Source organism: Tenacibaculum finnmarkense genomovar ulcerans (genome assembly GCF_900239495.1).
Lineage (GTDB): Bacteria > Bacteroidota > Bacteroidia > Flavobacteriales > Flavobacteriaceae > Polaribacter > Polaribacter ulcerans.
In genome coordinates, this window is sequence record NZ_OENE01000048.1 from 21,468 (window position 1) to 36,867 (window position 15,400).

The window sequence follows — 15,400 nt, forward strand, 5'->3', positions numbered from 1 at the left end:
TTTATTTTGAGCTATAAAAGCGTAAAATTAAACCTTTTATTTGAAAAAAAAGGTTGGTAAATGGTTTATATAAATTTTTTAAAAAAGTATTATAATTTTTATCATCGCCTAAACCTAAGCCGTACGAAATATTTCCTACTTGCTCTGATCGTAATAAGGTACCAAAAAGCCAGTCCCAAAGGGCTAGTTTTGATCCCATATTTTTATCAAAATGTTCTTGGTTATTACTATGATGAATTTGATGCTGAAAAGGGCTGATAAAAATATATTCTAAAAAATTAAAATAGGTAAGTTTAATATGCGAGTGTCGAAGGTTTGATCCAAAGAATAAAAAAATAAAGCTAAATATATTTACTCCTATAAAAGTTAATTTGCTTATTTTAACAAAAGAAATATAGTCAAAAAAACCTGTTATAAGCCCGAATATTAAAATACTTTTGATGTTATTAATAATCAACTCTACAGGGTGTAATCGGTATTGTGTTAGCGGATTTAAATGTGTTGCCGAATGATGAATTTTATGAAACTCCCATAAAAAAGGCACTTTGTGAAAAATATAATGAATTAAAAACGACATAAAATCGTTTACCAAAGTCATTGCAAAAGTGTAAGTAAGTAAGACGGTGAATTGAGATACCTTCCAGTGAGTTTCACCAAATTGAGTAAGAAAGTATTCTTTGGTATAAAAAGCGATGTATAAGCCGAAAACAAAATAAGGCGCTAGCAAAAGTACTTTTACAAAAGCATTAAAAAACAACAGCCCATAATCGGTATAAGCCGAACTGCTTTTCCAATTTTTTAAAGGAAATAAATAAGACCAAAAAGAGCTTTTGATCTTATTTTTAGTGTACATATAATATGCCAATACAATAGCACTCGCCAAATACAAAAAGTAAATTCTTTTCCGTGGATTTAGTAGGTATAAAAAAGGTATTTTTAACACCTCCTCTAGTATATTAATCACTTCGTTTAAAGACATTTTTTAAGTATTTAATAAGCTGCTAGTATTAATCATTTAAATATCCTTTAATCTCCGTCAGAATCTACATAGTTTATAGTACCTTCAAATGCAGGAATAACTTCTGATTTTATCATCGCTACAACCGTTACAAAAGAAGTATATGCTTGGTTCAAAGAAGGATCTTTCTTTTTAACTAATGTTTCAAAGTCGGTAGCAGGAATTGCGACTAACTTAGTTTGTACAGCATTTAATTTATCTGATAACTCATCTGATAATAATTTACCAGATATTTTACTTTTAACAGCCGTTTGTTTTAATAATGTTTTTAAACTTAGTGCTTTTCCATTTTCATAAAAATTAAGTATTGCTAAATGTGCCGCTACTAATAATTTTTTAGATTGCTTACTATAAAGCGCTTCAATATCTTTTGGATATTCTTGTCCTTGAGTAAACTTCCCTAAAGGACCACCTAATTTTGCTTTACGGATTTTCTGTTCGTAATATTCAGAAAACGCATTTAATATTTTATTAAACGACCCGTTGGCAGCCATAGAAGTATTTGAAATAAAACTAGCACGTTCTTTTTTCCATCCACTTACAACATCGTTATTTTTTTCAATCATTTTAGCTAAAATAGCAGTTACATGCCCAACACGCTTGTTTTTATTTTCTCCAGAAAACTCCGCTAACACATCAACACTACTGTCATAAAATAATAAATCTAAGGCAGCTAATCCTTGAATTTTAAAATTTGAAGAAAGACTATAATTAGAATCATCCTTTTCTTGAAGCCCTACAAGTTCATCAATAGTTTGTTTATCGGTAGGAAAAACATTTACAAAACGATTTAAATAAGTCACTACAGAAGGTCCTACTCTAGTTCCTGAGCCTCCTTCATATAAACCAGCTTTTTGCCAAGCAATAGCCGTATTTATATACTGAGCTTTAACTGCGGCTAAATTTTCTTTAGTGCTTGCTGTTGAAAATGTTGTAAAACTCGTATTTAATTTACTCAGTTCTGTTCCAAAATTCGTAAAAGCAGGAATTATATTGACATCAACCATATTGGTTAAAAATAATTCCATTTGCTTTTCATCTACCTTCTCTTCTTTGGTCGCTTCACTAGCACAACTAAGCATTAACACTAAAAGCAGTGCGCTTGTTAATATTTTAAGTACTTTCATTGGTTCTTTTTATTTACTAGATAAGCACCTTTACAAAGAAAGGTGCTTATTTATATTATACAAATTTTTAAAAAATATTATGCTTGAGCAACAGTAAAACCAAATTTCTTAGCTATTTTCTCTGATAATTCTTTTAATACAGCTTCAATACCATCTTGATATAAACCACCATTTGCTTTTAATTTAGCAACCATTGCAGCTACCTCAGCTTTTGTAAAATAAGGGTTGTCAGAACCATTATTTGTAAACTGTAAACTATATACAAAACCTAAACCTTCTGATAATGCGTGAAAAGCATCTGCTTGTGCTTGAGCATCATCCGTAGAATTTACATTTGCAATACCAGCATTTAAGTAATGTACTGCACGAATAGCACATACTAACGACAATCCTTTTTTAATGATAGCAGCTTGTGCATCTCTAACTTCGTATTTCTTGTTAGCAATTGCTTGACGACCTTCTAAGAAAGCATTCATTACTTTATTTTTAACACCTTTACCTGCTTCAGAAGCATCGGCACTATAAATATATCCACCCCAGAAACGGTAGTTTGCAGCATAATCACCTGCTTTTAAAGCTGCTTTATCAGCAATTGCTAAAGCGTCATGACTTAATGCAGAATATCCGAAAGCTTCATCCCAATGGTGCTCCATTGCTGTATAGTCTTTCCCTTCTTTATTCTTATCGTTTTCTACTTCTAATTTAGGTGTGGTTAAATATTTGTTTACAATTTGGTCTAATTCCATAGCCCCCATTAAACTCTTAGAAAACTCCTGAACGTATTCAAAACCATTAGCATCTACTAAAATCTTTTTAGAACCGTCTGCCTTTCTATTCATAATTCCGGCAGTTCCTTTTGAAGCCAGAACTTCTGTACCTGAATTTTTAGCAGCTTCTGTAAAAATTGAGTTTATAAATGTTTTTACCTCTTCGCTATAATCTTTACTATAAGCGGTAGCTCCTGAAATATTTTTAGAAGAAGCGTTTAAAGCAGCAGTATCAAAAACCAAACCATCTTTAAAATCAGCTACGCCTTCTTTATGATTAAACATTGCATTTAAAACAGTTGCATCAACCTTTGCTGTTGAAGCAGCTCCTAATGCTGATTTTAATTGTGTATGCATATCTAAACGGGTTTGTTGACCTGAATAGCTTACGGTACTTTTATCACCTCTTGAAAATTCATATACTGATGGTGCTTTTACAACCTCAGGAGTAACTACTTCAGGGACTTCAGGAACAGGGCTTGTTTCTTCAGTACATGAGGTCATTAACAATGCAGAAACTGCAAATATTGATAGAACAACTTTTTTCATCTTATTTTATATTTAGTATTTTTTATGCAAATTTATACAACAAATCTAATTTAACAAATTTTATTAAGACTTATTTTAAATAAAATTCACTTTCACTTAAAAAAGGCTTAACTTACTAATTAAAAGAAAATTACTTCTTTTTAAGATACTCAACTACCGCCTTTCTAATATCAGCACTTAGCGCCGTGTTTTCGGGCCTATAAACACTAAGAATTCCAGTGTTTTTTTCTGATAACATAGGGATATCAAGTCCTTTTAGTAAATAATCAGAAAAAGCAACGCTATATATTTTATTTTCATTAATACTTTCTGAGCCAATTGTCCAAGTATCGCCTATTTTTGTTGCGTTATAACGCTGTAAATAAGCTCCTGTACCTGATGAATTTTCACCATATTCTAATACTTCTTTTAATAAGCTTCCTTTAATTTTAACTTTTAAAATAGCTCCTCCATAGGGTAAAACTCTAAAAATATCTATCACACTTATGGCTCCTACTAAGGCATCGTCAATACGAACAGAACCACCATTTATTAAAGCGCAATCAACAGTATTATTATATGCAAAACTCATTGAATTTGCTATAATTTCGCCCATATTTGTTTGCCTGCTTCTAATAGGTGTTTCTCTAGCATCTAAAGGAATTTTAGTTTTATAAATTACCTGATAAGGATTCGATACAATATCTTGAATTTTGTTCTTTAAAACAGTTTGCCATTTATCAACAATAACACCTACTTTTTTATCCGAAGGAATTTTATCATTAATTTCTTTTAATTCTGATTTTAATTGAACTTTTTTAGTTAAAGGATCGTATTCAAAACGGTGAATATAAACTGTTTTAGCATTGGCATCTGCTTTAGCAACAATAACATTTCCTACATTATCATAACTATTGGTATGCTCATGCCCTCCCATTATTAACGGAATATTCGGTAATAATTCGGCTACTTTTTTATCTTGTTCTAAACTTAAATGTGTTAAACCTACAACAATATCTACCTGGTCTTTTATTTCATTATAAGCTCTTTTTATTTCTTGATACACATCACCATAATACACGTAACTTTTTGGGTTTGATGCAATACAAGCACTAATAAAACCAACCTTTAGTGTTGAACCATCAGGGTTTAAAAATTCTCTGATATATGAATCTTCTAAGCTTTCTTTTTTTCCGTTGATTACTTTATGAAAATAATGATGTTGTCCATTTTTATTATGCAATACATTTGATGAAATCCAATCAAAATGACTTTCATTTAATCGCTCTTGTAAATGCGTATAACTTAAGTCTAATTCGTGATTACCAATGGCAACTAAATCAAAATTCATCGCATTCATTACCTCCACCATTTGCTGACCTCTAACACGAGATCCGTCAACTTTCATAGCTCCTATTAATGATGGATTTAAAAAATCGCCTGCCAAAACTAGCATCGTATTTTCAGTTTCTTTTTTTAAGTTTTGATGCACTGTTTCTACGCGTGCCATTCCACCAAACTTACCACTTTGAATGGGTGCTATTTCATAAACATCGTTTAATTGTAAGATATTAAAATATGTTTTTAAAGAATCTTTTTTAAATAGATATGCCGTATTTGAGTTCTTTTTAAAACCCTTTTGTGCATGCTTTGAAGAACCACAACTAACAACAAGCGCAGTTGCTATGGCTAATAATACGAATTTAAATTGTTTCATTGATTTATTTTTGATACTTAATTTTCCACAAAATCATTACGACAATAAAAAACACCCTAATGAAGGTATTTACGCGTGTTTTGTCTAATTATTTTACGATATGCTACTAATTCAGGAAATTGATAGAAGAAATTTCTTTTTTTATGCGCAATGGTTCTAGGCTTTCTTATTCTTGGTCTTAAAACAAATGCTGTCCAACTTTCAACAATATCTTCTTCGGGGCTTTCAACAGCATAATCTGTTAAAAATTCAGATGAATTATCTTGGTATAAATCAAATAGTTTATCAACACAATTTGCTTCTGTATAGCAATAATCTCGCTGAATAACATCCCATCGGTTTAATAATTTCCCTTTCCAAAATAAATTTACAAACCTATTGATATAACTTTTTCGATACGCCTCACCTTCATGAGTTAAATACAACTCTCCCTCTTCTTGTTTTCTTTTATTTGTAGGTCTTATTTGGGTTTTATTTAGTGTTAATAAATGCCCAAATTCATGCACCATGGTATAAACAGATTCGTACAATATTTTTTTATCCCTGGTTTTTAAATTTACATCTTTAACATCTATTTCTAATTGCCATTTATCGTTTCTAGAATTTAACGATACCAATGCACCTACTTTTTCTTGTTCGCCATCGGTCATTAAAACTAGGCGTTTAATGTATTTTGTTGTTAATTCTTTAGGGAAAATTCGATAAAATTCCTTCCAGTAATCATTTGCTAAATCATTTTTATTTGACTTATTAATAACTAAAACTCCTTTATTTATTTGCCACACTCCTATTCGTTCATCAATTGAATCTTGACAAAAAAGAGCTTGACAAAAAAGAGTTAAAAAGAAAAAAAGTATATTTTTAAATTTCATATTTTTTTTTAAAAAAGTTCAAGCGCTTTATTGTAAGCACTTTCAAAACTCATTGGTTTTATATTGGTCACTGCTTTTTGAACCGTAAAATAAGATAATAATTTTTCTGTTGGCATATTACCTGTTAATTCATCCTTAGCCATTGGGCAACCTCCGTAGCCCATAATAGCGCCATCAAAACGCTTGCACCCTGCCTTAAAAGCTGCATCTACTTTTTCGTGCCATTTTACAGGCGTTGTATGTAAATGAGCACCAAATTCAATTGCCGGATAACTCGGTATTAAATTTGAAAACAAATAACTTATATCCTCAGGCGTTGAGCTACCAACCGTGTCTGATAATGATACTATTTTAACGCCTAAATTAGCTAGTTTTTCGGTCCATTCACCTACAATATCTACATTCCAAGGATCACCATAAGGGTTTCCAAAACCCATTGACATATACGTTACAACCTCTTTATTACTTCTGTTCGCGATTGATAATACTTCTTTTAAAGTATCTAACGATTGTTCAATTGTTTTGTGCGTATTTCGCATTTGAAAATTTTCAGATATCGAAAAAGGATAGCCTAAATAATTAATTTCTTCAAATTGAGCGGCATCGTTTGCACCTCTTACATTGGCTACAATTGCCAATAATTTACTCGTTGTTTTTGATAAATCTAACTGTGATAAAACCGCAGCAGTATCTCTCATTTGAGGGATTGCTTTAGGCGATACAAAACTTCCAAAATCAATCGTATCAAAACCTACTTTTAGTAGCGAATTGATATATTTAACCTTTGCCTGGGTAGGAATAAAATGACTTTTTATTCCCTGCATTGCATCTCGTGGGCATTCTATAATTTTTATACTGTCAATCATTATGCCAAATATACATATTTTGATTCGTTTATATGCCCTGTTTTGCTGTGATATTGTTAATTTCACAATAAATTACATTCCTCTTTTATTCAAAATTTAACACTTTTTTTATACTTTTAAATAAACTGTCACAATTCAAAAACCGAACAGTCTCTATTATAGAATGATAGCTTTAAAGACTAAAAAAACACATATCGACCAACTAATAGTTCGCTGTAAAAAAGGAGATAGCACTGCACAAATGCAAATCTATAACAACTATTATAAAGCAATGTATAATACAGCGTATTATATTCTGAAAAAATTTCAATTAGTGGGGATGGAAATATTAATTTAACAGCTATTTTGAAAACTCTTTAGTTGACTCAGAAAGTTGGTTCTGGCGATATTATTAATAAAAACGAATCAAAATAAACACAAAAAACCTCGATAATTATAAAATTATCGAGGTTTTTTTTATACACTAAAAGAATCTTTTTAAAGATTATTTTAAAGAAGCTAAACTACTTTTAATAGTTTCAATCTTCGCTAAAGTATCTGATTCTTTTTTACGTTCAATAACAATTACCTGATCTGGTGCATTGCTTACAAAACGCTCATTTGATAATTTCTTTTGAATTCCGAATAAGAAACCTTCTGCTCTTTTTAATTCAGCATTTAACTTAATGGTTTCTGCCTCTACATCAATTTCTTCTTCAGCAACAGGAATAAAATATTGGTTCGATTTTACCCTAAACGAAGCTCCGTCAACTTTTTCAGAAACATAGTTAATTGTTGATGCGTTGGTTAATTTTTCAATTAAAACATCAAATTTATTGGTGAAATTTTCATTATTTACCACTGATAATTCAACAGCATCTTTAAAAGAAATATTTTTATTTTTTCTGATAGTTCTAATTCCTGATACAACATCCGTAGCAAATTCAAATTCACTAATAATTGCCGTATCTACTTTTTTAAACTCAGGATATTTAGCAATAATTAACGCTTCTTCTGGCGTTCTGTCAGTAATATGTTGCCAAATTTCTTCGGATAAGAAAGGCATAAACGGATGTAATACTTTTAAATTATCTTCAAAAATAGCAATTACCGCATCAAATGTTTTCTTGTCAATTGGTTGCTGATATGCTGGTTTTACAGCTTCTAATAACCATGAAGAAAAATCATCCATAATTAGTTTATAAATTGCCATTAAAGCATCCGATAAACGATATTTAGAAAAATGATCTTCAATTTCAGCTAACACAGTTTGAAACTTTGCATTATACCATTCTAAACCAATTTTTGCTGATTCAGGCTGTTCAATAGTTGCATCAATTTCCCAACCTGTAACTAAACGAAAAGCATTCCAAATTTTATTTGAAAACCCTTTTCCTTGCTTACATAAATCTTCATCGAACATTAAATCGTTCCCCGCAGCAGAACTTAATAATAATCCTACACGAACACCATCGGCACTATAATCTTCAATTAATTTTAAAGCATCAGGTGAATTCCCTAACGATTTAGACATTTTTCTACGTTGTTTATCACGTACCAAACCTGTTAAATAAACGTTCTCAAAAGGCTTTTCATCTTTATATTCGTATCCTGCAACAATCATACGAGCTACCCAGAAAAATAAAATATCTGGTCCTGTAACTAAATCGTTTGTTGGATAATAATATTTGATTTCTTCATTTTCAGGATTATTAATTCCATCAAAAACAGACATTGGCCATAACCAAGAAGAAAACCAAGTATCTAAGGCATCTTCATCTTGTTTTAAATCGGTTACAACTAAATCAGCTTTTCCAGTTCTTTCTTTTGCTAAAACAACCGCTTCTTCGATGCTATTTGCTACCACAAAATCTTCTTTTCCATCGCCATAGAAATACGCAGGAATTTGTTGTCCCCACCATAATTGACGCGAAATATTCCAATCACGGATGTTTTCCATCCAATGACGGTACGTGTTTTCAAATTTCTTTGGATATAATTTAACCTCGCTATCTTCACCTAAAACAGCCTCAATAGCAGGTTTTGCTAAATCTTCCATCTTTAAAAACCATTGATCTGACAATCTTGGTTCAATAACAGCTTTAGTTCTTTCCGAAGTTCCTACTTTATTCATGTGGACTTCCGTTTTCACTAAAACACCATTTTCTTCTAGTTCTTTAGCTACTAATTTACGCGCTACAAAACGATCTTTTCCTTGATAATGTAATCCGAAAGAATTTAAAGAAGCATCCTCGTTAAAAATATCAATTACTTCTAATTTATGCTTTTCACCTAAAACTTTATCGTTTTGATCGTGTGCAGGCGTTACTTTTAAACATCCTGTACCAAATTCAACATCGACATATTCATCTTCAATAATAGGAATAACTCTGTTACATAAAGGTACAATTGCTTTTTTACCTTTTAAATGCGTAAAACGTTCATCATTCGGGTTGATACAAATTGCAGCATCTCCAAAAATAGTTTCAGGACGTGTGGTTGCAATAGTTAATTTTTCGTCAGAACCTTCAATTTTATATTCTAAATAATAAAGATTTCCTTGTTTTTCAACATGAATAACTTCTTCATCAGATAACGTTGTTTTTGCTTCAGGATCCCAATTTACCATTCTATAACCACGGTAAATTAAGCCTTTATTATATAAATCAACAAAAACTTTAATTACAGATTCCGACATTTCAGGATCCATCGTAAAAGAGGTACGTTCCCAATCACAAGAAGCACCGATTTTTTTAAGTTGCTCTAAAATGATTCCTCCATACTCATTTTTCCATTCCCAAGCATGCGCTAAGAATTCTTCACGAGTTAAGTCATTTTTATCGATTCCTTGTTCTTTTAATTTTGCTACCACTTTTGCTTCGGTAGCAATTGAGGCGTGATCGGTTCCAGGAACCCAACACGCATTTTTCCCTTGTAAACGCGCACGACGGATTAAAACATCCTGAATTGTGTTGTTTAACATGTGCCCCATATGCAATACTCCTGTTACATTAGGTGGTGGTATTACAATGGTGTAAGGTTCACGATCATCTACTTCAGAATGAAAATAATTATGTTTCATCCAGTAATCGTACCACTTTCCTTCTACTTCTTTAGAATCGTATTTTGATGGAATATTCATATGTTTTATGTATATTTATGCCATAAATAATTCACTTACTTATGCTTTGGCATTATTTTTGAATTAAAAAAAACAAAAATACAATTATCTATAGAAGTATAAAAAATTAGGTGTTGGTTTTTTTTTAAAACTAAAAAAATATTAAATTTGTAACGGAGTCATTTCCTAAATTAACTTTACTAATTATGAAAAGAATTTTATCATTTATCGCTGTTTGTTTAATTACCCTAACAGTAAACGCACAAGAATTTAAGTTTGAAACAGAAACTATTGACTACGGAAAAGTAGGCATTGCTTCAGAAGGAAAACGTACCTTTGAATTTACCAATATTGGTGATGAACCTATTATTATTAAAGATATTATTTCTGCCTGCGGATGTACAGTTCCTAAAAAACCCGAAGCACCAATTATGCCAGGACAAAAAGGACAGATTGAAGTTTCTTACGACACAAAAAGACCAGGAGGTTTTTCTAAAACTTTAACGGTTGTTTCGAATGCTAAAAACAAAAGAAAAAGAATTAAAATTAAAGGTTTTATTGCTAAAAAAGATGCTGCTGTAAAAGCTAAATCGTTATAATATAATGTTAAAACTGTTATAATTCAGTTTTATAAATTTATAAAACACTTAAAAGTGCCAATGTAAAAATTGGCACTTTTTTTATAGCCGTTGTTTTAATCTGAATTCAAATTTAAGATTTTTTTCACCTCTTTTTACCGTCATTTTTATTTTCTTAGAAGGTTTTTGCTGAAACATCGCTATTATTTCACCTAACTCATATTGATAGGCTGCCCTATTATTTATTTTTTTGATAATATCGCCTTTTTGCAAACCTGCTTTACCTGCTGGCGAATCGGTTAAAACCTGATCAATTTTAAAAGAAGGTTTAAATTTGTATTGATATTTTGTACTTAAAGAAATAATACGCCCATTATTTTGATGACTATCTGCAGTTGCACTTTTAGCAGTAACTTCTTCTTTTACCAATTCTTGCCCATCATGAATAAGCTGTAAACCACTCATATTATAATAAAAACCTTTTTTTAAAGACGCATTTTTCTTTAATAGCAGCTTTTTATTCGGATAATCTATCCAAACTTTAAAGCGCTTTAAAATAGCACCACCTATACTCCCATTTCGTTCCTTAAAACGCCTGGCATTGATGGTTGATGTTTTATCTAAAAAAGAAACCGTAGGAGTCTTAATTTCATAATTACCCAGCAAAATAGCGGGGATTTTACTTCGTTTTCCGTAAACAGTTCCGCTAAGCCCTTCACCTAAAACATCATTAAAATGCTTTATTGGAGTTTTTAGTACCTGTTTTGTGTTTTCAAACAACCACATCGCATCGCTACCGCCTGTATCTATTAACATTTTTACAGGCGTTACCAAATTACCTACGGTATCAACTTTAACGGCAACATCGATATAAGGTTTTTTACGATAAAAACGCAGCGGAAATGCTTCACATTTTCTGCATTTTTTTTGCTGATATTTCTTCGGATTATAAAAAATAATTTTTGAGGTTTTATAATTAATTTCAGCAATAACATCTTTTAATAAATCATAGCCAATAATGCCATGAATAGTTGTTCCCATTTTTGCTGACAAATTAAAATCTTCGGTTAAAACAACAAACAAATCTTGATTATTTCCTACAATAGTATTAAGTTTTAGTTCATTTTTTGTTGAAATCAATGCCGTAACAGGAGCACCGCCCCCCAAACCACGAAGCAGTACTTTTTTTACATTATTCAATTTTAAACTATCTTTTTTTGTCAGATTAAATAACAAGGTATTCCCTACGCCTGTATCTAAAATAAAAGATAGTTTTTGCCCGTTAACCGACACAGGCATAACAATTAAATTATTTATTAATTTAAAACGCACTACCTGTTTTTTTGTTTGACTCCCTAAAAACATAAAGTTATTTTGAGAAAAGGAAATCACACTACAAAAGACAGCAAAAAAGAAGCTTATTTTTTTGATTAAAGTCATTCATTTCAATTTTTGCATTAAGATACATATTTATATTTTCAAAATTTTGTTTTTTTAAGAAATAAGGGCTATTTTTTTCAAATAAAAATTGCAAATTTGCATATCAAACAACTATAAATTATATACTATGCCTGCTATTTCTATAAAAGGGAATTCTATGCCTCAATCACCAATTCGTAAATTGGTTCCTTTTGCTGAGGCCGCTAAAAAAAACGGAACAAAAGTGTTTCATTTGAATATTGGTCAGCCTGATATTAAAACACCTCAGGTAGCTTTAGATGCTGTTAAAAATAATACAATTGAAGTATTATCGTACGCACGTTCTGAAGGTTCTGAGCAGTACCGTACAAAGTTAGCTGCATATTATGCTAAGAATGATATTCATGTAAAAGCAAGTAATATTATTGCTACCACAGGTGGTTCTGAAGCGTTATTATTTACCATTGGTAGTATTACCGATCCGGGTGATGAAATTATTATTCCTGAGCCTTTTTATGCCAACTACAACGGTTTTTCTACTGCATCAGGAGTCAAAGTAGTTCCTGTAATTTCTAAAATAGAAGATAATTTTGCCTTACCTGCTATTGAAGAGTTCGAGAAATTAATTACACCAAAAACAAAAGCAATTTTAATTTGCAACCCTGGTAACCCAACTGGTTATTTATATAGCGAAGCTGAAATTGAAAAATTAAAGCAAATTGTTTTAAAACACGATTTATTTTTAATTGCTGATGAAGTGTATCGTGAGTTTACTTATGATGGTGAAAAGCACAATTCAGTAATGACTTTAGATGGTTTAGAACAAAACGCTATTGTTATTGATTCTGTTTCTAAGCGTTACAGTATGTGCGGTGCAAGAATTGGATGTATTGTTTCTAGAAATGAAGAATTTATCAACACGGCTCTTAAATTTGCACAAGCTCGTTTAAGCCCTCCAACCTACGCTTTATTAGCGAGTGAAGCCGCTTTAGACACGCCTCAAAGTTATTTTGAACAAGTTATTGAAGAATATCAAGAACGTAGAAATACATTAATTTCTGAATTACAAAAAGTAGATGGTGTAAAAGTTGCAAATCCTAAAGGAGCTTTTTACTGTGTTGCAGAATTACCTGTAGCTGATGCCGATCATTTTGCACAATGGATTTTAGAAGATTTCAACGACAATAACCAAACTATTATGGTTGCCCCTGCTAGTGGATTTTATTCTACACCAGGAGAAGGTAAAAACCAAATTCGTATGGCGTATGTATTAAATAAAGTTGATTTAATTCGTTCTGTAGAGATTTTAAAAATAGCTTTAACAGCATACAAAAAAAGATCATAAATACATATTCATTGAATATTCAACAAAACATATCCTTAAAAAAATACAATACGTTTGGCATTCATGTTAATGCCAAACGTTTTGTTAGTATCGATTCACTTTATAGTTTACAACAACTTTTAAAATCAGAAAAAGACTTATTTTTAATTTCTGGCGGTAGCAATATGCTACTAACTAAAGATATTGAAAAGTTAGTTGTTCATATTAATTTAAAAGGAATTTCTATTGATAGAGAAAATGACAACGATATTTACATAACCGTAAATGCTGGTGAAAATTGGCACGATTTTGTACTTTGGTGTGTTTCTCAAAATTATGGTGGTATTGAAAATTTATCACTTATTCCAGGAAATGTAGGCACCTGCCCTATCCAAAATATTGGTGCTTATGGAGTAGAGGTTAAAGATACGATTACTCGAGTAGAAGCTATTGAAATTGAAACAGGTAAATTAGTCTGTTTTTCTAATGAAGATTGTAATTTTGGCTACCGAAATTCTATTTTTAAAAATGCTTCGAAAGGCAAATATATTATTACTTCGGTTTGTTTTAAACTTAGCAAAAAAGAACATAAACTAAACACTTCTTACGGTGCTATTGAAGCGGAATTTACGTCAAAAAACATTGTAAACCCAACTATAAAAAATATTTCGGATGCTATTATTGCCATTCGAAAATCAAAATTACCAGATCCTAAAAAAATTGGAAATAGCGGTAGTTTTTTTAAAAACCCTGTAATTTCAAAAAACCACTTTGAAACACTTATCAATCAGTTTCCGTTAATGCCTCATTACGAAATTTCAAAAACAGAAGTAAAAGTTCCTGCGGGATGGTTAATTGAGCAATGTGGTTTTAAAGCAAAGCGTTTTGGTGCTTGTGGCGTGCATGAAAAACAAGCTTTAGTACTTGTTAATTATGCAAATGCAACGGGTAAAGAAATTTACGAACTAGCACAAAAAATTCAAGCAACAATTAAAGATACTTTTCAAATTGATTTAGAAATTGAAGTAAATATTATTTAATATTTCTTTTGATGATAAAAAAGTTCTCGATACATTTTTTTGAAAGAAAAAAACACTCGAACTGACAGTTCTTTTGATAATCCTTGTCAATTCGAGTGATTTTAATGACTGAAAGGAATTAAAATTGTATCGAGAATTTGAATTGTTTTCTTTTGATGATAAAAAAGTTCTCGATACATTTTTTTGAAGGAAAAAAAACACTCGAACTGACAGTTATTTTAATGATTCTTGTCAATTCGAGTGATTTTAATGACTGAAAGGAATTAAAAATGTATCGAGAATTTGAATTGTTTTCTTTTGATGATAAAAAAGTTCTCGATACATTTTTTGAAGGAAAAAAACACTCGAACTAACCATTTTTTTTGATGATCCTTGTCAATTCGAGTGATTTTAATGACTGAAAGGAATTAAAATTGTATCGAGAATTTGAATTGTTTTCTGTTGATATTTAAAAAGTTCTCAATACATTTTTTGAAGGAAAAAAACACTCGAACTAACCGTTTTTTTTTGATGATTCTTGTCAATTCGAGTGATTTTAATGACTGAAAGGAATTAAAATAGTATCGAGAATTTGAATTGTTTTCTGTTGATACTTAAAAAGTTCTCGATACATTTTTTGAAAGAAAAAAACACTCGAACTGACAGTTATTTTGATAATTCTTGTCAATTCGAGTGATTTTAATGACTAGAAGGAATTAAAATAGTATCGAGAATTTGAATTGTTTTCTGTTGATACTAAAAAAGTTCTCGATACATTTTTTTGAAGGAAAAAAACACTCGAACTGACAGTTATTTTGATAATTCTTGTCAATTCGAGTGATTTTAATGACTGAAAAGAATTAAAATAGTATCGAGAATTTGAATTGTTTTTTGTTGATACTAAAAAAGTTCTCGATACATTTTTTTGAAGGAAAAAACACTCGAACTGACAGTTATTTTTGATGATTATTGTCAATTCGAGTGATTTTAATGACTAGAAGGAATTAAAATAGTATCGAGAATTTGAATTGTTTTCTGTTGATACTAAAAAAGTTCTCGATACAT

The 15,400-nt window shown here is 30.7% G+C and carries 11 protein-coding genes; 3 read left to right on the forward strand and 8 right to left on the reverse strand.

What is annotated here, in order from left to right:
• Position 1: 1 nt before the first annotated feature.
• The 7 genes from DPIF8902391_RS10635 to DPIF8902391_RS10665 all read right to left on the reverse strand — a co-directional run bounded on the left by DPIF8902391_RS10635 (position 2) and on the right by DPIF8902391_RS10665 (position 10,016).
• Entirely contained in the window at positions 2-979 is a 978-nt protein-coding gene (locus DPIF8902391_RS10635; RefSeq protein WP_083501070.1) for a sterol desaturase family protein, read from the reverse strand.
• A 47-nt stretch (positions 980-1,026) separates the two neighbouring features.
• Positions 1,027-2,145 (reverse strand): imelysin family protein, encoded by a 1,119-nt coding sequence (locus DPIF8902391_RS10640; protein WP_058885124.1) that lies wholly within the window; start codon positions 2,143-2,145, stop codon positions 1,027-1,029.
• 77 nt (positions 2,146-2,222) lie between these two features.
• Entirely contained in the window at positions 2,223-3,461 is a 1,239-nt protein-coding gene (locus tag DPIF8902391_RS10645) for a DUF4856 domain-containing protein (RefSeq protein ID WP_058885125.1), read from the reverse strand.
• A gap of 130 nt (positions 3,462-3,591) precedes the next feature.
• Complete coding sequence (locus DPIF8902391_RS10650) at positions 3,592-5,157, reverse strand: bifunctional metallophosphatase/5'-nucleotidase (protein WP_058885126.1); 1,566 nt, start codon at positions 5,155-5,157, stop codon at positions 3,592-3,594.
• Positions 5,158-5,213: 56 nt separating this feature from the next.
• Positions 5,214-6,029, reverse strand: a complete 816-nt coding sequence (locus DPIF8902391_RS10655) for a hypothetical protein (RefSeq protein WP_058885127.1) — start codon at positions 6,027-6,029, stop codon at positions 5,214-5,216.
• An 8-nt stretch (positions 6,030-6,037) separates the two neighbouring features.
• Complete coding sequence (locus DPIF8902391_RS10660) at positions 6,038-6,895, reverse strand: hydroxymethylglutaryl-CoA lyase (protein WP_058885128.1); 858 nt, start codon at positions 6,893-6,895, stop codon at positions 6,038-6,040.
• A 484-nt stretch (positions 6,896-7,379) separates the two neighbouring features.
• The gene (locus tag DPIF8902391_RS10665; protein ID WP_172505812.1) at positions 7,380-10,016 is read right to left on the reverse strand and encodes a valine--tRNA ligase; all 2,637 of its coding nucleotides are present in this window, start codon (positions 10,014-10,016) and stop codon (positions 7,380-7,382) included.
• 185 nt (positions 10,017-10,201) lie between these two features.
• On the opposite strand from DPIF8902391_RS10665, the gene DPIF8902391_RS10670 reads away from it, so the two are divergent.
• A complete protein-coding gene (locus DPIF8902391_RS10670) occupies positions 10,202-10,594 on the forward strand; it encodes a DUF1573 domain-containing protein (RefSeq protein ID WP_172505813.1) in 393 nt (130 codons plus the stop codon).
• Positions 10,595-10,675: 81 nt separating this feature from the next.
• Here DPIF8902391_RS10670 and DPIF8902391_RS10675 read toward each other — a convergent pair whose 3' ends face one another.
• Entirely contained in the window at positions 10,676-12,013 is a 1,338-nt protein-coding gene (locus DPIF8902391_RS10675) for a pepsin/retropepsin-like aspartic protease family protein (RefSeq protein WP_058885131.1), read from the reverse strand.
• Between the two features lie 127 nt (positions 12,014-12,140).
• Here DPIF8902391_RS10675 and DPIF8902391_RS10680 point away from each other — a divergent pair, with 127 nt between their 5' ends.
• Together DPIF8902391_RS10680 and murB are read left to right on the forward strand one after the other, a co-directional pair.
• A complete protein-coding gene (locus DPIF8902391_RS10680; protein WP_058885132.1) occupies positions 12,141-13,337 on the forward strand; it encodes a pyridoxal phosphate-dependent aminotransferase in 1,197 nt (398 codons plus the stop codon).
• An 11-nt stretch (positions 13,338-13,348) separates the two neighbouring features.
• Positions 13,349-14,356, forward strand: a complete 1,008-nt coding sequence (gene murB / locus DPIF8902391_RS10685; RefSeq protein ID WP_172505814.1) for a UDP-N-acetylmuramate dehydrogenase — start codon at positions 13,349-13,351, stop codon at positions 14,354-14,356.
• Positions 14,357-15,400: the final 1,044 nt, after the last annotated feature.